This window comes from uncultured Brevundimonas sp. (assembly GCF_937863155.1).
Classification (GTDB): domain Bacteria; phylum Pseudomonadota; class Alphaproteobacteria; order Caulobacterales; family Caulobacteraceae; genus Brevundimonas.
The window spans coordinates 208270-227262 of the sequence record NZ_CALMFB010000070.1; the positions used below are offsets into that span (position 1 = coordinate 208270).

Below are 18993 nucleotides of genomic sequence, written 5' to 3' on the forward strand. Positions count from 1 at the left end.
AGCGCCCAACCCGCGCTCAAGCAGCGAGCGCCCGCGGCGCGAGCGGTAGCGCCACTTAAATGAGCGCCCCGTGGCAATGCTTGAATTTACGGCCCGAGTTGCACGGGCACAGCGAGTTGCGCGGGGTGCGCTCCCACCCCACCGGCAGGGCGCCGACGGGCAGGCGGGCGCGATCGTCGCCGGTCAGCATGCCTTCGGGCGACTGGGCCGCCGGATCGGCCATCTCGTTCTCGCCGGTGCCGGGGTTCAGGTGAATCTCCTGGAACTCGGGCAGTTCGGGCGGCGGCTGGAAGCGGAATTCGACCGTCATCAGCCAGCGCGTGACGTTGTGGCGCAGGTCGTACAGCAGCGTCTCGAACAGGTTGAAGGCTTCGGTCTTGTACTCGTTCAGCGGATCGCGCTGGCCATAACCGCGCAGGCCGATGACGCCGCGCAGATGGTCCAGGTGGGTCAGGTGCTCCCGCCACTGCATGTCGATCATCTGCAGCAGGAATTGCTTTTCCAGGCCGCGGGTCTGTTCGGCGCCGACCAGTTCCAACCGCTCGGCCGCGCGGGCGTCGGCGGCGGCCAGCAGCCGCTCCTCGAACTCCTCGTTCGACACGCCTTCTTCAGCGGCCCAGTCGTGCAGCGGCAGCTCCAGCCCCAGGGTCGAACGGACCTTTTCGTCCAGGCCGTCGATGTCCCACTGTTCGGCATAGGCCTTGGGCGGCATGTAGCGTTCGACCAGGTCGTTGACCACGTCGTTGCGGAACTCGGCCACCAGTTCGGACAGGTCCTCGGCGTCCATGAACTCCTGGCGTTGCTCGAACACGGCCTTGCGCTGGTCGTTCACGACGTCGTCGTACTTCAGCAGGTTCTTGCGCATGTCGTAGTTGCGCTGTTCGACACGCTTCTGCGCCGTCTCGATGGCCTTGTTCAGCCAGGGGTGGGTGATGGCCTCGCCCTCGGCCACGCCGAAGCTGCGCATGATGGAATCCAGCCGGTCGCCGGCGAAGATGCGCAGCAGGTCGTCTTCACACGACAGGTAGAATTTCGAGGTGCCGGGGTCGCCCTGACGGCCGGTGCGGCCGCGCAGCTGGTTGTCGATGCGACGGCTTTCGTGGCGTTCGGTGCCCAGGACGAACAGGCCGCCGGCGGCCAGGGAGATGGCCTTCTGGGTCTCGATCTCGGCCTTGTACTGGGCCTCCATGGCGGCTTCCGCCTCGGGCGTGATCTCGACGGCCATGTTGCGCTGGTCGGTGCGCCAGCGCTGCATGCGCATTTCCAGGTTGCCGCCCAGTTGGATGTCGGTGCCGCGACCGGCCATGTTAGTGGCGATGGTCACCGCGCCGGGCAGACCCGCGTCGGCGACGATGAAGGCTTCCTGTTCGTGCTGGCGCGCGTTCAGGACGTTGTGCGGAATGCCCTTTCCGGTCGCCCATTCGATGTCATAGGCGTCGTCGCCGGCCTTCTGGGCCTCTTTCGGCCGGCCTTCGTATTCGGGCTTAAGCTTGCGGGTCTTGGCGACCTTGTAGTCATAGCCCGACAGCAGTTCGGACAGGGTCTCGGACTTTTCGATCGAGACGGTGCCGACCAGGATCGGCTGGCCGCGCACATGGCATTCGGCGATCTGGGCGCACAGGGCCAGGTTCTTCTCGGCCTCGGTGCGATAGACTTCGTCGTCGAAGTCGATGCGCTGGATCGGGCGGTGGGTCGGCACCTCCAGCACGTCCATCTTGTAGATGTCGTGGAATTCCTGGGCCTCGGTCGCGGCCGTGCCGGTCATGCCCGACAGCTTGTCGTAGAGACGGAAGTAATTCTGGATCGTCACCGAGGCCAGGGTCTGGTTCTCGGGCTGGATCTTGACGCCTTCCTTGGCCTCGATGGCCTGGTGCAGGCCTTCGGACAGACGCCGGCCCTGCATCATGCGGCCGGTGAATTCGTCGATCAGCATGATCTCGCCGGCGCGGATGATGTAGTCCTTGTCGCGCGTGTACAGGGTGTTGGCGCGCAGGGCCTGGTTGGTGTGGTGCACCAGGCTGACGTTGGCGGCGTCATAAAGATCGGTGGTGTCCGGCGCCAGATGGCCGGCGGCGGTCAGCATCTCCTCCATCCGCTCGGACCCCAGTTCGGTCAGCAGCGACTGGCGTTGCTTTTCGTCCAGCTCGAAGGTGTCGGGGTCCTTGATCAGCTCCTTCACCAGGCCGTCCAGCACCATGTACAGGTCCGAACGGTCCTCGGTCGGGCCCGAGATGATCAGCGGCGTGCGGGCTTCGTCGACCAGGATGGAGTCCACCTCGTCCACGATGGCGAAATGGTGGCCGCGCTGGACCATCTCGCGCCGGTCATAGACCAGATTGTCGCGCAGATAGTCGAAGCCGAATTCGTTGTTGGTGCCATAGGTCACGTCGGCGGCGTAGGCGGCCTGGCGCTGGCCCTGCGACAGGCCATTGACGATGACGCCCGTCTCCAGGCCCAGGAAGCGATAGACCCGGCCCATCCATTCGGCGTCGCGCTTGGCCAGATAGTCGTTGACCGTGATGACGTGCACGCCCTTGCCTTCCAGGGCGTTCAGATACACCGGCGCCACGGCGACCAGGGTCTTGCCCTCGCCGGTGCGCATTTCCGAGATGCCGCCTTCGTGCAGGATCATGCCGCCGGCCAGCTGGACGTCATACTGGCGCTGGCCCAGCACCCGCTTGGACGCCTCGCGCGCCACGGCGAAGGCGTCGTTCAGAACATCGTTCAGGGTCTCGCCCGCCGCCAGCCGGTCCTTGAAGGCGTCGGTCATCATGCGCAGCTCGTCGTCCGACAGGGCCGCGTATTTCGGCTCCATGGCGTTGATCTTCTGAACCTGGGCCATGAACTCCTTGACCTTGCGGTCGTTGGAGGAGCCGAACATTTTCTTGGCGAAGCCGAGCATGGGCGATCCGGTAAGGCGATCGAGCGGTTGAAAGCTCTGGACTGGGCCCCGCAAGGGGCGGTGGGCGCCGGGGCCAAGGCCCGATCCCGGGGCGGCCGCCGCGCCCTGAAGTCGGCGCATGCAAAGGGCCGCGCGTAGGATCGAAAACCCCTCGACTTGAGCGCAGGCGGGACTTAAGCACCGGTCTTACCCCTGTCAACGCAAGGGGCTTTTCATAGGCCATAGGCCATGGCCTCGTCCTGGTTTACCGTGACCTTCGGACAACCACGGAGATGTAGGCATGAGCGTCCTGCAAGCGGCATTGAGCCTGGGCATGGCGATAATGGCTGGCAGTCCCCAGGCGGGTGAATGCGAGGCCAATTTCCGGTCGGAAGGCAGCTTCTTTTCTGGCCGTCGCTACACCACCAGCCAAACCTTCCCCGCCCCGGCCGAGGCCGTCTATCGACGCGCCTACGCCGCCATGGTGCAGGAGGGATGGGCCATTCGTTCGTCCGATCGTGAGATGATGGTGATCTCGGCCACGACCGAGGTGTCCTTCGGCAGCGGCAAGACTGCGCCGCTGAACATCATCGTGGAGCCGACCGGCGACGGCAGCCGGGTCAGCATGACCTTTTCCATTTCCGGCGGACTTTCCGCCAGCGATCCCCGCGGCAACATGTGCAGCCTGATGGCCAAATTCACGCCCGCCGGTTAGGCGGCGGTCCCCTTTCCTGAAGTCTTGCACTCATGGTCTCAGCCCCCTCCACAAGCCGGCACATCTCTATCGGACGCCTTGCACAGGCCCTGTTGCTGACCCTGTTCATGGCCCTGTTTCTGACCGCCTGTGGCGGGGGCGGCAACGACCGCAAGCCCGAGCCGGGCGACCGCGCCGTGGCCAAGGTGCAGGACCAGACCATCTGGATGTCCGACGTCCGGCGCGAGGCGGTGGCCCAGGGCCTGATCGGCGAGGGCGAGCCGCTGGACGCCTCGTCGGGCCTGTTCCGGCGCGTGCTGGATGAAGTGATCGACCAGAAGCTTCTGGCGGGCGAGGCGGAACGTCGCGGTCTGGACAACTCCGAACTGGCCCAGCGGCGCCTTCAGGCCACGCGTGAACGCATCCTGGGCGACATGCTGGTCGAGACGGTGGTCAACGGCGCCATCACCGATCAGGCGGTCCAGACCCTGTACCAGGAGCAGCTGCGCCTGGCCCGGACATCCGAAGAGATCCGCGTGCGGCTGATCTTGTCGCGCACCAAGCCCGAGGCCGACGCCGTGATCGGCATGCTGGGCCAGGGCGCCCAGTTCGAGGCCGTGGCCATGGAGCGGTCGGTCGACGAGGCGACGCGCTATTCCGGCGGCGACCTGGGCTATTCGACGCTGGACGTCATGCCGCCCGCCTACGCCACGGCCCTGCGCGACAAGCCGGCCGGATCGACCGTCGGCCCGTTCCAGACCGAAGGCGGCTGGGCCGTATTGCGGGTCGAGGACCGTCGCCGCGAAAGCCCTCCGACCCTGGACCAGGCCAGGCCCCAGATCGTGCGTTATCTGACCTATGACGAGGTGCGGCGCCTGCTGGAGAAGCTGCGCGGCAAGGCCAAGGTCGAGGTGCTGCTGTCGGGCGAGACCGGCGGCGCCTCCGAACCCGCCTCGGCCCCCCCGCCCGCTTCGGCTCCCGCCTCTGTCCCCCCGCCCGCCGCCGCGCCTTCCGTCCAGGGAACACCCAAGTCTTGAGCAACCGACCCGCCGACGCCGCCAAGGCCGCACTCGAAAAAGCCCTGAAACCCCTGACGCGCGGCCGCGCCGCCGAGGTCGCCGCGCCGCCTGCCGCGCCGGGCAAGCCCGGTCTTGAGGTCTCGCCCCTGGCCGTGCCCTTCCCGGTCATTGCGCCGGTCGGCGGGGTCGAGATCGCCACCGCGCGCGCGGGCTTCTACAAGCATGACCGCGCCGATCTGACGGTGTTCCGCTTCGCCAAGGGCACGACCTGTGCAGGCGTGCTGACCCGGCACAAGGTCGGTTCGGCGCCCGTCGACTGGTGCCGCCGCCACCTGGACGCCGAGGGCGGTGGGGGCGACGTACGCGCCCTGGTGGTCAACGCCGGCTGCGCCAACGCCTTCACCGGCAAGGCCGGGGCCGACGCCGCCCGGCGCACGGCGTCCGAGGTGGCCAAGCGGTTCGGCTGTCGCCAGCGCGATGTCATGCTGGCCTCCACCGGGGTCATCGGCGTGGTGCTGGACGACAAGAAGATCGCCGCGCGCCTGCCGGACATCGAGGCCGGGCTGGACGCCGACCGCCCCGCCGCCGACCAGTGGACCGCCGCCGGCCAGGCCATCATGACCACCGACACCTTTCCCAAGGGGTCCTATGCGGAATGCCGCATCGACGGGGTCAAGGTCCGCATCGCCGGCATCGCCAAGGGGTCGGGCATGCTCGCGCCGGACATGGCCACCATGCTGGCCTTCATCGTCACCGACGCCGCCATCGCCCCGCCGGTGCTGCGGGCGCTCTTGGGGGTGCATGTGCGCACCACCTTCAACTCGGTGACGGTGGACGGCGACACCTCGACCAACGACACCTGCCTGCTGTTCGCCACCGGAGCGTCGGGCGCGCCGCGCATCGGCCGGGTCGGGGACCGTCGCCTGAAGGATTTCTCGGCCGCCCTGGACAGGGTGATGCTGGACCTGGCGCACCAGCTGGTGCGTGACGGCGAGGGCGCGACAAAGTTCGTCAAGGTGACGGTCGACGGCGCCGCCAGCCCCGCCTCGGCCCGCAAGCTGGCCAAGTCGATCGCCGACAGCCCCCTGGTCAAGACCGCCATAGCGGGCGAGGACGCCAACTGGGGCCGGGTCGTCATGGCCGTGGGCAAGACCGACGAACCGGTGGACCGCGACCGCCTGGCCATCCGTTTCGGGCCCCATGTCGCCGCCATCGACGGCGCCCCGTCGCCCGCCTATGACGAGGCCAAGATGAGCGCCTATATGAAGCGTCCCGAGATCGACATCACCGTCGATGTCGCCTCCGGCCGCGCCTCGGCCACCGTCTGGACCTGCGACCTGACCAAACGCTACATCGAGATCAACGGCGACTATCGGTCGTGAGCGAGCCGTTGAAGACCGTCCTCGTCGTCGCCGTCGCCCTGATCGACGCCGATGGCCGCGTGCTGATCGCCCAGCGGCCCGAGGGCAAGCAGCTGGCGGGGCTGTGGGAGTTTCCGGGCGGCAAGGTCGATGCGGGCGAACGCCCCGAGGCGGCCCTGATCCGCGAGCTGAAGGAAGAACTGGGCATCGACGTGCAGGAATCCTGCCTGGCGCCCTTCGTCTTCGCCAGCCACGCTTACGAAACCTTTCACCTTCTGATGCCACTGTATCTGTGCCGCAGGTGGTCAGGGCCGGTGATCCGCAAGGAACACGCGGCCCTGAAGTGGGTCAGGCCGAACCAGCTTTCGGACTATCCGATGCCCCCGGCCGATGAACCCCTGGTCGCCTGGCTGCGCGACCTGCTGTAACCGCCGCGCCTTACATGGGAGGGCCGCATGAGACGTTTCATCGCCCGCCTGATGCGCGACGAGGGCGGCGCCACGGCCATCGAATACGGCCTGATCCTGGCGCTGATCTTCCTGGTCATCCTGTCGGCGGTGACGGCGTTCGGCAACACCTCGACCGGGGTGTTCAATGTGGCGATGACCACGCTTCGGAACGCCATGGGCGGCTAGCCCGCGTCGGGTCGGGAGGTCCCGCAGGGCCGACGACCGCGGGCCATAAGACAGGGCCATATGCCAGTTAAGTATTGGCGAATTCGGGTCATTTCAAAAATCACCGCTCATCCCCGCGAAAGCGGGGATCCAGGTCTTTGGGCGATGCAGCGCTGCCTGTGATCCGCATCGTCAGTCCTGAAGCACCGACGTCTCGATAACAGGACTGGATCCCCGCTTTCGCGGGGATGAGCGGATATGCGGGAATAGACTCCCAACAATCAGTCCCCGCCCTGCTCCTTGACCCCCAGGGCGTCCGCCAGCCGCATCTTGGCCGAGCCGCGCGGCAGGGGTTTCTGCTGGCTGTCGTGCGGCGCCCAGCCGGCCAGCTGGACGATCTCGAAGGTGGCGGGGATGCGGCCGTCCGCCTCCGCGTGGCGTTCGGCGTAAAGGGCGGCGGCGCGCGCGGCGATATCGCGGGTCAGCGGTCGGATCGTCCCGGCCAGGGCGTTGGTCTCGCCCATGGCCCGCAGGTCGCGCACCAAGGCGAACAGATCGGGATAACGCACCGTCACCCGGTCCACGTCGGTGACCGGCAGGGCGAAACCGGCCCGTTGCATCAGGGCCGCCGCATCATATCCATCGGCGAAGGGCGACACCCGCGCCTGCGCCCCGCCACGCACCTGAAGCTCCGCCTCGGTCAGCACGCCGCGCAGCTCTTTCAGCGTCCCGGCCCCGAACAGCGCCCCCAGGAACAGGCCGTCCGGCTTCAGCGCCCGTTTGATCTGAGCCAGGGCGCCTGGCAGGTCGTCGGCCCAGTGCAGGCCCAGGATCGAGACGACCAGATCGGCCGATCCGTCCGCCAGGGGCAGGGCCGCCTGCCCCGGCGCGGCCATGACCGCCTGGACCGGCCCGACCCGTTCGCCCAGAGGGGCGACCACATCCGCAAAGACGCCCGCATGCGGCGACAGGTCGACGGCGACCGGAAAGCTGCGCACTATGGCCTCCAGGCTGGCGACGGTCTCGGTCGCGGCGCGGCGGTGCAGGAAGTCGGCGTCCGCGAACCGCCGCCCGGCCCGCCTCAGGCGCGCGGCGCGGCGGTCGGGGTCGAACAGGCGGGGCGGAGCGGAGGTCATCGGGTGCACAATGGGGGCTGGGGCCAGGCTTTGAAAGGCGCGGGCCGGCATATGGGCCTGCAACTGCGCCGCCTGGGCCGGGGCGCGGCCGATCTGATCCTGCCGCCCATGGCCCACGACAGCCGTCAGGCCACCGCCTCGGCCGGACTGACCCCCGACGCCTGGAGCCGGGTGGTGTTCCTGGAGGCGCCGGTGTGCGACGGCTGCGGCGCGGCGTTCGAGGCTGACGGCGGGGTCTTCGCCGCCGACCGTTGCGCCGCCTGCACGGCCCAGCCCTATGCCTTCGCCCGCGCGCGCGCCGCCTGCGTCTATGACGAGGCCAGCCGCACCCTGATCCTGCGGTTCAAGCACGGCGACCAGCAGCAATTCGGCCCCCTGTTCGCGCGCTGGATCAGTCGCGCCGCCGCCGATCTGGTGGATCAGGCCGATGCGATGGCGCCGGTTCCCCTGCACCCGTCACGCCTGTTGGCCCGGCGCTTCAACCAGGCGGCCGAGATCGCCCGGCCGCTGGCGGGGGCGGCGGGCCGCGACTATCTGGCCGACGCCCTGGTCCGCGCCAAACCCACCGACAGCCAGGGCGGCAAGTCCGCGCGCGGACGGCGCGAGAATGTGCGCACGGCCTTTGCGGTGACCGAGGCCGGCGCCCGGCGTGTGCGCGGCCGACGCATCCTTCTGGTCGATGATGTGCTGACCACCGGCGCCACGGCCGAAGCCTGCACCAAGGCCCTGCTGGCCGCCGGGGCGCGGGCGGTCGATCTGGCCGTCGTCGCGCGGGTGCGAACCGCGCGGGAAGTGGTTATGTAGGCCCTATATGCAGGCCCTATCGCTCGCCGCGCGGCGGCTCTCTGCTTTAGGGCGTTTTTATTCTGGAGATCTGATTTGGCCGACGTCGTCATCTACACCAAACCCGGTTGCCCCTACTGCTATGCGGCGCTGGGCCTGCTGACCAGGAAGGGTGCGCAATTCACCGAGATCGTGGCCTCGAACGACCCGGAGAAGAAGGCCGAGATGATCCAGCGCTCGGGCGGCCGCGCCACCTTCCCGCAGATCTTCATCAACGGCGAACACATCGGCGGATCGGACGACATGCACGCCCTGGACCGGGCCGGCAAGCTGGACGCTCTGCTGGCCGCCTGAATGGACCGCCGGCTGGACATCGCCCTGATCCAGACGCGCACCCCGGCCACGGCCGAGGCGGGGCTGGCCCATGTCGAGCCCCTGATCCGTCAGGCGGCGGCGGGCGGGGCGCGGTTCATCCTGACGCCCGAGGGGACCAACCTCTTGGAACAGCGCCGCGACCGGCGCGGCGAAGCGATCCACGACGAGGCCGACGATCCATGCGTCCAGGGCCTGTGCGCCTTGGCGGCCGAGCTGAAGGTCTGGCTGCTGGTCGGGTCGGCCATCGTCAGATCGGGCCATGTCGGCGACGACCGGGCGGCGAACCGCAGCCTGCTGATCGACGACCAGGGCCGGATCACCGCGCGCTATGACAAGCTGCATGTCTTCGACGTCGATCTGCCCAATGGCGAGACCTATCGCGAGAGCGCCAACATCCGGCCCGGCGACGGCGCCGTGGTGGCCGAAACGCCCTGGGGCGGGCTGGGGCTGACGGTCTGCTACGACGTGCGGTTTCCGCACCTGTTCCGGCAGTTGGCCAAGGCCGGCGCCGCCCTGATCGCCGTGCCCGCCGCCTTCACCCGACCGACCGGCGAAGCCCACTGGGAGATCCTGCTGCGCGCCCGGGCCATAGAAACCGGCGCCTTCGTCCTGGCCCCCGCGCAAGGCGGCACGCACGAAGACGGCCGCCACACCTGGGGCCGATCCATCGTGGTGGGGCCGTGGGGCGAAGTGATCGGTCGGCTGGACCATGACGAGCCGGGGGTGCTGTTCGCCACCCTGGACCTGGACGCGGTCGACAAGGCGCGGCAGGCGGTGCCCGCCCTGAGCCACGACCGCGATTTCGCGGCGCCTGCATCGGCGGCCGCCCCATGATCCGCTATGCCCTGATCTGCGATCACGACCATGGTTTCGAGGCCTGGTTCGCCTCGTCCGCCGACCATGACGACCAGGCGGCGCGCGGCCTGGTGCAATGCCCCGCCTGCGGCTCGACCGCCGTTCGCAAACAGGTGATGGCCCCGGCGGTGTCGGGAACCAAGAAGGCCGCCGCGCCCGAGACGAGCGCGCGGATGCAGGACATGGTGATGCAGGCCGCCCGCCAGGTGCGGGACCATGTCGAACAGAATTTCGACTATGTCGGCGACGCCTTCGCGCGCGAGGCCCGCGACATCCACGAGGGTCGGTCGGAAAAGCGCGACATCTATGGCGAGGCCACCCCCGCCGAGGTCAAACGGCTGAGGGATGACGGCGTGCCCTGCGCGCCCCTGCCGTCCGCCCCGCCCGATCCGGCCAAGCTGAACTGACCGGCGTCATGAGCGGCGGGGAACGGTATCAGGAATTCGATCCGCCCCCGGCGCTGAGGCCCTGGGTGCGGGTGATCTGGACATACGCCGCGCCCGAACCCAGCCGCACGGTCCAGCGCATCGCCCCGGACGGCTGTCCCGAACTGGTGGTCGATGTCGGCGATCCCTACGAAGAACTGCACGACGATGGCGTGTTCCGGCTTCAACCGCCGCGCATCTTCGCCGGCCAGATGACCCGGCCCCTGGCCATCCGTCCGGTCGGGCCGGTCGAGCTGGTGGCCGTGCGGTTTCATCCCGACGGCGCGCGCGACTGGCTGGGCGCGCCCCTGTCCGCCGCCACCGATCGGCGCCTGGACATGACCGGGCGGACGACGGACCTGTGCGTGCCGCCGGGCGATGCCGAAGGCCAGGCGGCGGCCGTCGTCGCCTGGCTGGATCGGCAGCGCCGAACAGGCGACTGGTCTATCGACCCCCTGGTGCGGGCCGAGGTGGAGGCCCTGCAGGCCGAACGACCGACGCCGCCCCGCGATGCGGCCGCCTTGCGCGCCCTGCAACGGCGGTTTTTGGACCGGGTCGGAGTTTCGCCCCGCGCCCTGAAATCGGTGTTCCGGTTCCGCCGGGTGTTCGACCATGCAGCGGAGGATCAGGCGGCCGGGTGGCTGGAGGCCGGTCTGGCGGCCGGCTATTTCGACCAGCCGCAGATGGCGCGTGACTTCCGCCGCTTCCTGGGCTGCACCGCCACCGACTGGGCGCGCGAACAGGTCGAACTGGCGCGGGCCATCGCGTCGCAATCCTACAAGCCGCCGAGCGCGGCGGACGCCTAGGGTCCGCCCGGACAGACCATAGAGAAACCCGCCATGCCCATCCTGCCCGCCCTCGCCGCCGCCCTGATGTTGCAAAGCCCGGCCGCCACGGCCGATGATCTGGGCTGGATGGCCGGCTATTGGCTGGACTGTTCGAACGGGCGCGAGGCGGCCGAGGCGTGGAGCGATCCGCGCCAGGGCCTGATGGTCGGCTGGGCCCTGACGGTGCGGGGCGGCCGCGCCGGGTTCGAGGCGTCGCAGATCAAGGCCGACCCCGAGGGCCGCCTGGGCTATTTCGCCCAGCCGGACGGCGCGCCCCCGACCCTGTTCCTGCTGGCCGAGCAGTCGGCCGGGCGGGCGGTGTTCCAGAACACGGTGGCCGACGACTATCCGGCCCGGATCATCTATGCTCGCGACGGCGACCGCATGACCGCCCGCATCGAAGGCCAGATCAACGGCCGCGAGCGCAGCGCGGCCTGGACCTTCGAGCGCAAGGAGCTGAACAGCCGATGCCCGAGCTGAATTGGCGGCCGATGCGGGAGGGCGACCTGGACGGGGTCGTGGCCGTCGCCCGCCTGGCCTTTCCGAACCACCTGGAAGATCGCGCCTGTTTCGCCGAGCGGCTGGACCTGAACCCGGGCGGCTGCTTCGTGCTGGACGGCGCGGAGGGGGTGCGCGGCTATCTGGTCGCCTATCCGTGGCGACGCGAGGCGGCCCCGGCGCTGAACAGCCTGATCGGCGCCCTGCCTGACGACGCCGATGTGATCTATCTGCACGACCTGGCCCTGCACCCCGAGGCGCGGGGCGGCGGCCACACCCGCCCGATCGTCGAACGTCTGGCCGCCCAGGCGACGGCCGACGGCTGGCCCGATATCGCCCTGGTGGCGGTCAATGACGCCGCCGCATTCTGGAACCGGCTGGGGTTTCAGGCCGTCGACAGCCCGGCCATGGCCGCCAAATTGGCCAGCTATGGCGCCGACGCCCGCTATATGGTCCGGCGGCTTCAGGCCTGAGTTTCAGTCGCGATAGGCGGTCATCATGAAGTTGACGTCCGCATCGGCGCCTTCGATCCAGCGGTCGTTCAGCAGATCATAGGCCAGGCCGAACGGGCCTTGGACCGACAGGCCCGTGTCGTCCAGCATGGCGGCGATCTCGGCCGGTTTCAGGAACTGGCGCCAGTCGTGGGTGCCCGCCGGCACCCAGCGCAGGACGTATTCCGCCGCCACCTTGCCCAGGGCCAGCGACTTCAGCGTGCGGTTCAGGGTGGCGACGCCCATCATCCCGCCCGGCTTCACCAGGCCCGCCGCCGTCTTCAGGAAGGCGGCCGGATCGACCACATGTTCGACCACCTCCAGCGTCAGGACCACATCGAACGGCCCGGCCCCTTCGGCCGCCATCTGTTCGACCGTGGCGTTGCGATAGGCGATGTCCAGGCCGACCATCTCGGCATGGGCCCGGGCCGTGCCGATGTTCTCGGCCGAGGCGTCCAGGGCGGTGACGGTGAACCCCATGCGCCGCATCGGCTCGGCCACCAGGCCGCCGCCGCAACCGACGTCCAGCAGGGTCAGACCCTCGAACGGGCGGATCGCCTGCGGGTCGCGGCCGAACCGCTCCAGCGCCAGCCGCCGGATCAGACCCAGGCGCGCCGGATTGAATTTGTGCAGCGGCGCGAACGGCCCGCGCGCGTCCCACCACTCGGCCGCCTGGGCCGAGAAACGGGCGACATCGGCCGGGTCGATCGAGGGGCCGTGGGCGCCCGTCTGGTCCGGCTTGACGGTTTGGGGCTTGCGGGCGGCCCCTTGCGGGTTAGAAGCGGTCATGGCCCGAGGGATGAACCCGCCGGCCGATCCATGCAAGCCGGAGCGCCCCCGCCACGATGACGCGGCCCGCCACGCCCACACGACTGGTGATGAAGTTCGGCGGCACCTCCATGGCCGACCTGGAGCGCATCCGCCGCGCCGCGCGCATCGTGGCGGCCGAGGTCCGGGCCGGGCGCCGGGTCGCCGTGGTCGTCTCGGCCATGGCGGGCAAGACCAATGAACTGGTCGCCTGGACCGACGGGGCGGGCAAGCCGGGGCCGGGCGTGGCCCTGTGCGACGACGAATATGACGCCGTGGTCGCCTCGGGCGAACAGGTGACGGCGGGGCTGCTGGCCCTGACCCTGCGCAACATGGGGCTGGAGGCGCGCAGCTGGATGGGCTGGCAGATCCCCATCCTGACCGACGACGCCCACGGCCGCGCCCGCATCGAGGACGTGCCCGGCGACCGGCTGGGCGCGGCGGTGGACGGCGGCCAGGTGGCCGTGGTTCCGGGCTTCCAGGGCGTGACCCGCGACGGGCGCATCACCACTCTGGGCCGGGGCGGATCGGACACCTCGGCCGTGGCGGTGGCGGCGGCGCTGGACTGTCCGTGCGACATCTATACCGACGTGGACGGCGTCTATACGACCGACCCGCGCATCGAGGCCCGCGCCCGGCGGCTGGAGCGGGTGTCGTACGAGGAAATGCTGGAGATGGCGTCCCTGGGCGCCAAGGTGCTTCAGACCCGCTCGGTCGAACTGGCCATGGCCAAACAGGTGCCGGTGCGGGTTCTGTCCAGCTTCATCGAACCGGACGAGGCCGGAAACCTGCCGACGAACGCCGGCACCCTGATCTGCGACGAGGAGGAGATCGTGGAGAAACGCATCGTGTCCGGCGTGACCATGAGCCGTGACGAGGCCCGGATCACCCTGCTGGGCCTGTCGGACCGCACCGAGGCGCCGGCCGACGTCTTCACCTATCTGGCCGAGGCGAACGTCAATGTGGACATGATCGTCCAGGGCCAGGCCCGCAGCGAAGGCGCCGTCAATCTGACCTTCACCACCGGCCGCAGGGACGCCGCGCGCGCCGCCGATCTGATGCGCGGGGCGCAGGCCCGGCTGGGGTTCGAGGAACTGCGCGTCGACGAGGACGTGGCCAAGGTCTCGGTCGTCGGCGTCGGCATGCGCAGCCACGCCGGCGTGGCCCAGACCATGTTCCGCGCCCTGGCCGACAAGGGGATCAAATTCCAGGCCATTTCGACCAGCGAGATCAAGATCAGCGTCCTGATCGACGCCGCCTATGCGGAATTGGCGGTTCGCGCCCTACATTCGGCTTATGGGCTGGATACGGTCTAGATTGACGCGACACCGGCGCCCATCTGGGGGCTGACACCACGGAGGGGCCATTGCCGATCGGCGGATTGACGACCAGGGGACCAAGGAACCTCCTGCGCCAGATCCGCGAGGCCATGGCTGGTGCGGGTCCGGCCCAGGAACGGCTGGACATGGTGGTGCGCACCATCGCCCAGTCGATGGTGGCCGAGGTCTGCTCCATCTATCTGCGGCGCGCCTCGGGCGAGCTGGAGCTGTTCGCCACCCAGGGGCTGAACCCCGAGGCCGTGCACAACACCCGGCTGCGGCCCGGCGAGGGCCTGGTCGGCGAAGTGGCGCGCCTGGCCCAGCCGATCAGCCTGTCGGATGCCCCGACCCACCCCAGCTTCTCCTATCGGCCCGAGACGGGCGAAGATCCGTACCACGCCTTCCTGGGCGCGCCCCTGCTGCGCGGCGGCCGGGCCATCGGGGTTCTGGTGGTCCAGAACCGCGCCGAGCGTCGCTATGACGAAGACGAGGTCGAGGACATCCAGACCATCGCCATGGTCCTGGCCGAAACCGTCGCCTCGGGCGAGTTGCTGGCCCAGGAGGAGCTGCGCGACATCGAGGTGGCGCCCCACCGGCCCGAGCGGCTGAAGGGCCAGAGGTTCGCCGAGGGCCTGGCCATCGGTCATGTGGTTCTGCACGAGGCGCCCCTGCCGCCCGAGCGGCTGCTGGCCGAGAACCAGCAGGTCGAGGAGATCCGTCTACGCGAGGCGCTGATCACCCTGAAGGACGGCATCGACGCCATGCTGGACGGCGGCCAGGGCAAGCTGGCGGGCCAGTCGTTCGAGGTGCTGGAGACCTATCGCATGTTCGCCGACGACCGGGGCTGGAACCGGTCGCTGGAAGAGGCCGTGCGCGGCGGCCTGACGGCCGAGGCGGCGGTGGACCGGGTGCGCAACGAACACCGCGCCCGTTTCGCCCAGGCGCGCGACCCCTACATCCGCGAGCGGCTGCACGATTTCGAGGATCTGGCCAACCGGCTGCTGCGCATCCTGGCGGGCGACAAGCCGGGCGACCGCGATCTGCCGGACGACGCCATCCTGGTGGCGCGCAACCTGGGCCCGGCGGACCTGCTGGAGTATCCGCGCCACCGCATCCGCGGCCTGCTGCTGGAGGAGGGTTCATCCGCCAGCCACGCCGCCATCGTGGCCCGCGCGCTGCAGATCCCCTGCGTCGGCCGCCTGCAAGGGGTGCGCGACCGGCTGAGCGAGGGCGATCTGGTCATCGTCGACGGCGAGACGGGCGAGACCTATCTGCGGCCCCGGCCCGACATGATCTCGGCCGTCCAGTCGCGCATGGCCGTCCGCGACCAGCGCCAGGCCGAGTTCGCCGCCCTGCGCGACACGCCCGCCGTGACCCAGGACGGGACGCGCATCACCCTGACCACCAACGCCGGCCTGGCGGTGGACCTGGAGAATCTGGACCTGACCGGGGCCGAGGGCATCGGCCTGTTCCGCACCGAGTTCCAGTTCATGGTGTCCGAGGAGCTGCCGCGCCTGGACAGCCAGACGGCCCTGTACAAGCTGGTGCTGGACGCCGCCGGGGGCCGCCCCGTCACCTTCCGCACCCTGGACATCGGCGGCGACAAGGTGCTGCCCTATCTGGAGGCGACCGAGCGGGAGGAGAACCCCGCCCTGGGCCGCCGCGCCATCCGCCTGGGGCTGGACCGGCCCAGCCTGCTGCGGCTTCAGCTGCGGGCGCTTCTGGCCGCCGCCGCCGGGCGCGAGCTGCGCGTGATGTTTCCGATGATCGCCACGGTGGACGAGTTCCGCGCCGCGCGAGAACTGGTGGACATCGAATGCGAATGGGCGCGGCGTCGCGGGCGACCGCTGCCCGAACTGCTGCGGGTCGGGGCCATGATCGAATGCCCCAGCCTGCTGTGGCACCTGGACGCCCTGCTGCCGCTGACCGACTTCGTCTCGGTCGGGTCGAATGACCTGTTCCAGTACATGTACGCCGCCGACCGCACCAATCCGCTGGTGTCCGACCGCTATGACCCCCTGTCGCCCCCGGCGCTGCGGGCGCTGCAGGCCATTCAGACCGCCTGCGCCGAGACGGGCACGCCGGTGTCGGTGTGCGGCGAGCTGGCCGGACGCCCGCTGGAGGCATTCGCCCTGATCGCCCTGGGTTTCACCCGCCTGTCGGCCCCGGCGGGCGGGGTGGGGCCGGTCAAGCGGATGATCCTGACCACCGATCTGACCGCCGCGCGCAAGGGGATGCAGACCCTGCTGGGCTCGTCCGCCGGCTCGATCCGCAACGAACTGGAAAGCCTGGCCCGCAAGTTGAACGTCTCGGTCTGAGGCGTCCCGTCCCGGCACATCTGCGTCGGGCCGCGCGACGCGGTTAACAGAGCGTTGATCGGGCGGCTGAAATGAGTTATCCACAAGACGGTTTTCCGGGGTCTCCGGGGGGAGACCCGATCCGTCACGATGGCGTGCTATCAGTCGGATCGTGGTCGAGTACGGCGCGGATGGGCAACGACATCCCCGCGCCGAGTGTGGGGTCGGGCGTCATGGCGCTGGATACGGGGAATGTCCCCGAAGAGTTTCGGAACCATCCCGACTGGAAGGATCCCGTGCCCTCCGTCACCGACGCCGCGACTCTGGGGGACGGGCTGCGCCTGGCGCGCGAGCAGTCCGGCCGTTCGCTGACCGAACTGTCGACCGCCACCCGTGTCCACACCCGCTATCTGATCGCGCTGGAGCAGAACGACTGGTCGTCGCTGCCGTCGCGGGTCTTCTCCATCGGCTATGTCCGCGCCTATGCCGGCGCCCTGGGCCTGGACGAACAGCTGGCGGTCGAGCGGTTCAAGCGCGAATGCCCCGATCCGTCCGTGCCGCTGCAGGCGCCGGTCGGCGTGGCCTTCCAGGAAGTCCGCCGCTATTCGCCGCGCGTGATCGGCGTGCTGGCCCTGGCGGCGGTGGCCGTGGTGGGCTGGAACGTGTTCCAGCGCGTCAATCTGATGCGCGCGCCCTCGCCCTCGGCCCTGGCCTCCATTCCCGAAAGCTGGACCCTGGGCGCCGTGCCCGGCCAGGCGGTCAGCCTGGGCGCGCCGCGCGCCGCGCCGCCGGACCAGACGACGCCGGCGCTTTACATCACCCCCGGCCTGGAGGCCCAGCTGATCGACGCCGACGTCGATGCGCCGGGCGCGACCGCCACGGCCCTGGCCCCGGTGCAGAAAGCCTTCAACCCGCGCGGCGCCATACACGGCGCCTCGGCCACCGCCTCGCATGTGGTGCTTCAGGCGCGCAAGGCCGCCAGCCTGGTCGTGCGCATGGCCGACGGGCGCATCCTGTTCGCCCGCCAGTTGGCCGCCGGTGAAGCCTATCGCGCGCCCATGGGCGTGTCGGCCGTGATCGACGCCTCGGACCCCCAGGCGTTCGACGTCTATCTGAACGGTGAACACGGCGGCGTCCTGCCGTCGACCGCCACGCCGCTGCAGCAGCTGAACGCCCGCGCCGGAACCATGGCCCGCCAGATGGCCGCCGACGCCGAATCCGCCCGCGCCGCGGCCGCCCAGGCGACCCTGGCGGTCATCGCTCCGTCGGCCCGGGCGGCGACCCCGCCCGCGCGCCGCCCCGCCACCGGCCCCGTGCCCTACGAAACCGTCGTCGCCGGCGACGGCTGATCCTGCTCGCTGCGGCGCGGCGCCAACTGGTCCCCGCCCGGCCCATCCCCTATATGACGGGCGTCATGAGCGACCCTTCCGCCCTCGGCCATATCCGTCCCTGGCGCCATATCGAACGGCGTCCCAGCCGCCAGATCATGGTCGGCGCCGTGCCCGTGGGCGGCGGCGCGCCGATCACCGTCCAGTCGATGACTAATACGCCGACGTCCGATGCGGCCGCGACCCTGGACCAGATCCGCCAGCTGGAAGAGGCCGGGGCTGACATCGTGCGCGTGTCCTGCCCGGATGAAGACTCCACCGCCGCCTTCAAGACAATCGCGCGCGAGTCCCGTCTGCCCCTGGTGGCCGACATCCATTTCCACTATCGCCGCGGGGTCGAGGCGGCCCAGGCGGGCGCCGCCTGCCTGAGGATCAATCCCGGCAACATCGGGTCGGCGGATCGCGTGCGCGAAGTGGTCCAGGCCGCCCGCGACCACGGCTGCTCCATGCGTATTGGCGTCAACGCCGGCAGCCTGGAGAAGGAACTGCTCGAGAAATACGGCGAGCCGTGCCCCGAGGCCATGGTCGAAAGCGCCCTGAACCACGCGCGCATCCTTCAGGACCACGATTTCCACGAGTTCAAGATTTCGGTGAAGGCGTCCGACCCCTTTCTGACCGTCGCCGCCTATCACCAACTGGCCGAGGCCATCGACTGTCCCCTGCACGTCGGGGTGACCGAGGCCGGTCCCCTGCGCACCGGCACGATCAAGTCGTCCATCGCCATGGGCAATCTGCTGTGGGCCGGGATCGGCGACACCATCCGCGTGTCTCTGGCCGCCGATCCGGTGGAAGAGATCAAGGTCGGCTTCGACATGCTGAAGTCGCTGGGCCTGCGCCACCGGGGGGTGAACATCATCGCCTGCCCGTCATGCGCGCGTCAGGGGTTCAACGTCATCGAGACCGTGGGCGTGCTGGAGGAACGGCTGGCCCACATCGCCACGCCCCTGTCGCTGTCGATCATCGGTTGCGTGGTCAACGGGCCGGGCGAAGCGCTGTATACCGACATCGGCTTCACCGGCGGCGGCAAGGGGGCGGGCATGATCTATCTGAGCGGCAAGATCGCCCACAAACAGGCCAATGACGGCATGATCGACGAGATCGTGGCCCAGGTCGAAGCCAAGGCGGCCGAGCTGGAAGCCGCGCGCGCCGCGCGCGCCGACGCCGCCGAATAGCCCCTGTTCGGCGCCCCAGGCCTGGTTTAGTCAGACGCGGTCAAGAGAGAG

Annotated in this window: 19 protein-coding genes; 16 read left to right on the plus strand and 3 right to left on the minus strand. The window is 69.6% G+C overall.

Features of this window, described 5'->3' with window-relative positions; translation table 11 throughout:
- Positions 1-55 precede the first annotated feature (55 nt).
- On the minus strand, positions 56-2902 hold the full coding sequence (gene secA / locus Q0581_RS12985; RefSeq protein WP_298700876.1) for a preprotein translocase subunit SecA: 2847 nt from the start codon (positions 2900-2902) through the stop codon (positions 56-58).
- 280 nt (positions 2903-3182) lie between these two features.
- Between secA and Q0581_RS12990 the strand changes: the two genes are divergently transcribed.
- The 5 genes from Q0581_RS12990 to Q0581_RS13010 all read left to right on the plus strand — a co-directional run bounded on the left by Q0581_RS12990 (position 3183) and on the right by Q0581_RS13010 (position 6590).
- The gene (locus Q0581_RS12990) at positions 3183-3596 is read left to right on the plus strand and encodes a hypothetical protein (RefSeq protein WP_298700877.1); all 414 of its coding nucleotides are present in this window, start codon (positions 3183-3185) and stop codon (positions 3594-3596) included.
- A gap of 107 nt (positions 3597-3703) precedes the next feature.
- A complete protein-coding gene (locus tag Q0581_RS12995) occupies positions 3704-4612 on the plus strand; it encodes a peptidylprolyl isomerase (protein ID WP_324523773.1) in 909 nt (302 codons plus the stop codon).
- A 44-nt stretch (positions 4613-4656) separates the two neighbouring features.
- The gene (gene argJ / locus Q0581_RS13000) at positions 4657-5976 is read left to right on the plus strand and encodes a bifunctional glutamate N-acetyltransferase/amino-acid acetyltransferase ArgJ (RefSeq protein ID WP_298700911.1); all 1320 of its coding nucleotides are present in this window, start codon (positions 4657-4659) and stop codon (positions 5974-5976) included.
- Complete coding sequence (locus Q0581_RS13005; RefSeq protein ID WP_298700879.1) at positions 5973-6383, plus strand: (deoxy)nucleoside triphosphate pyrophosphohydrolase; 411 nt, start codon at positions 5973-5975, stop codon at positions 6381-6383. Before argJ ends, Q0581_RS13005 begins: the two co-directional genes overlap by 4 nt.
- 27 nt (positions 6384-6410) lie before the next feature.
- A complete protein-coding gene (locus Q0581_RS13010; RefSeq protein WP_298700880.1) occupies positions 6411-6590 on the plus strand; it encodes a Flp family type IVb pilin in 180 nt (59 codons plus the stop codon).
- A gap of 260 nt (positions 6591-6850) precedes the next feature.
- Here Q0581_RS13010 and Q0581_RS13015 read toward each other — a convergent pair whose 3' ends face one another.
- The gene (locus Q0581_RS13015) at positions 6851-7705 is read right to left on the minus strand and encodes a methyltransferase domain-containing protein (RefSeq protein WP_298700881.1); all 855 of its coding nucleotides are present in this window, start codon (positions 7703-7705) and stop codon (positions 6851-6853) included.
- A 51-nt stretch (positions 7706-7756) separates the two neighbouring features.
- Between Q0581_RS13015 and Q0581_RS13020 the strand changes: the two genes are divergently transcribed.
- The 7 genes from Q0581_RS13020 (at position 7757) to Q0581_RS13050 (ending at position 11941) form a co-directional block, all read left to right on the plus strand.
- Entirely contained in the window at positions 7757-8509 is a 753-nt protein-coding gene (locus Q0581_RS13020) for a ComF family protein (protein WP_298700912.1), read from the plus strand.
- A gap of 75 nt (positions 8510-8584) precedes the next feature.
- On the plus strand, positions 8585-8842 hold the full coding sequence (grxC, locus tag Q0581_RS13025; RefSeq protein WP_298700882.1) for a glutaredoxin 3: 258 nt from the start codon (positions 8585-8587) through the stop codon (positions 8840-8842).
- Positions 8843-9697, plus strand: a complete 855-nt coding sequence (locus Q0581_RS13030; RefSeq protein ID WP_298700883.1) for a carbon-nitrogen hydrolase family protein — start codon at positions 8843-8845, stop codon at positions 9695-9697.
- A complete protein-coding gene (locus Q0581_RS13035) occupies positions 9694-10125 on the plus strand; it encodes a DUF1178 family protein (protein ID WP_298700884.1) in 432 nt (143 codons plus the stop codon). Before Q0581_RS13030 ends, Q0581_RS13035 begins: the two co-directional genes overlap by 4 nt.
- A gap of 8 nt (positions 10126-10133) precedes the next feature.
- Positions 10134-10949 (plus strand): helix-turn-helix domain-containing protein, encoded by an 816-nt coding sequence (locus tag Q0581_RS13040; RefSeq protein WP_298700885.1) that lies wholly within the window; start codon positions 10134-10136, stop codon positions 10947-10949.
- Between the two features lie 33 nt (positions 10950-10982).
- The gene (locus tag Q0581_RS13045) at positions 10983-11450 is read left to right on the plus strand and encodes a DUF6265 family protein (RefSeq protein WP_298700886.1); all 468 of its coding nucleotides are present in this window, start codon (positions 10983-10985) and stop codon (positions 11448-11450) included.
- The gene (locus Q0581_RS13050) at positions 11438-11941 is read left to right on the plus strand and encodes a GNAT family N-acetyltransferase (RefSeq protein ID WP_298700887.1); all 504 of its coding nucleotides are present in this window, start codon (positions 11438-11440) and stop codon (positions 11939-11941) included. Before Q0581_RS13045 ends, Q0581_RS13050 begins: the two co-directional genes overlap by 13 nt.
- Before the next feature lie 3 nt (positions 11942-11944).
- On the opposite strand, the gene ubiG is transcribed toward Q0581_RS13050, so the two are convergent.
- A complete protein-coding gene (ubiG, locus tag Q0581_RS13055; RefSeq protein ID WP_298700888.1) occupies positions 11945-12748 on the minus strand; it encodes a bifunctional 2-polyprenyl-6-hydroxyphenol methylase/3-demethylubiquinol 3-O-methyltransferase UbiG in 804 nt (267 codons plus the stop codon).
- 56 nt (positions 12749-12804) lie between these two features.
- Here ubiG and Q0581_RS13060 point away from each other — a divergent pair, with 56 nt between their 5' ends.
- The 4 genes from Q0581_RS13060 to ispG all read left to right on the plus strand — a co-directional run bounded on the left by Q0581_RS13060 (position 12805) and on the right by ispG (position 18942).
- Entirely contained in the window at positions 12805-14082 is a 1278-nt protein-coding gene (locus Q0581_RS13060) for an aspartate kinase (protein WP_298700889.1), read from the plus strand.
- Positions 14083-14195: 113 nt separating this feature from the next.
- Complete coding sequence (gene ptsP / locus Q0581_RS13065) at positions 14196-16403, plus strand: phosphoenolpyruvate--protein phosphotransferase (RefSeq protein ID WP_298700890.1); 2208 nt, start codon at positions 14196-14198, stop codon at positions 16401-16403.
- A 170-nt stretch (positions 16404-16573) separates the two neighbouring features.
- Entirely contained in the window at positions 16574-17731 is a 1158-nt protein-coding gene (locus tag Q0581_RS13070; protein WP_298700891.1) for a helix-turn-helix domain-containing protein, read from the plus strand.
- A gap of 65 nt (positions 17732-17796) precedes the next feature.
- On the plus strand, positions 17797-18942 hold the full coding sequence (gene ispG / locus Q0581_RS13075; protein ID WP_298700892.1) for a flavodoxin-dependent (E)-4-hydroxy-3-methylbut-2-enyl-diphosphate synthase: 1146 nt from the start codon (positions 17797-17799) through the stop codon (positions 18940-18942).
- The last annotated feature ends 51 nt before the right edge of the window (positions 18943-18993 follow it).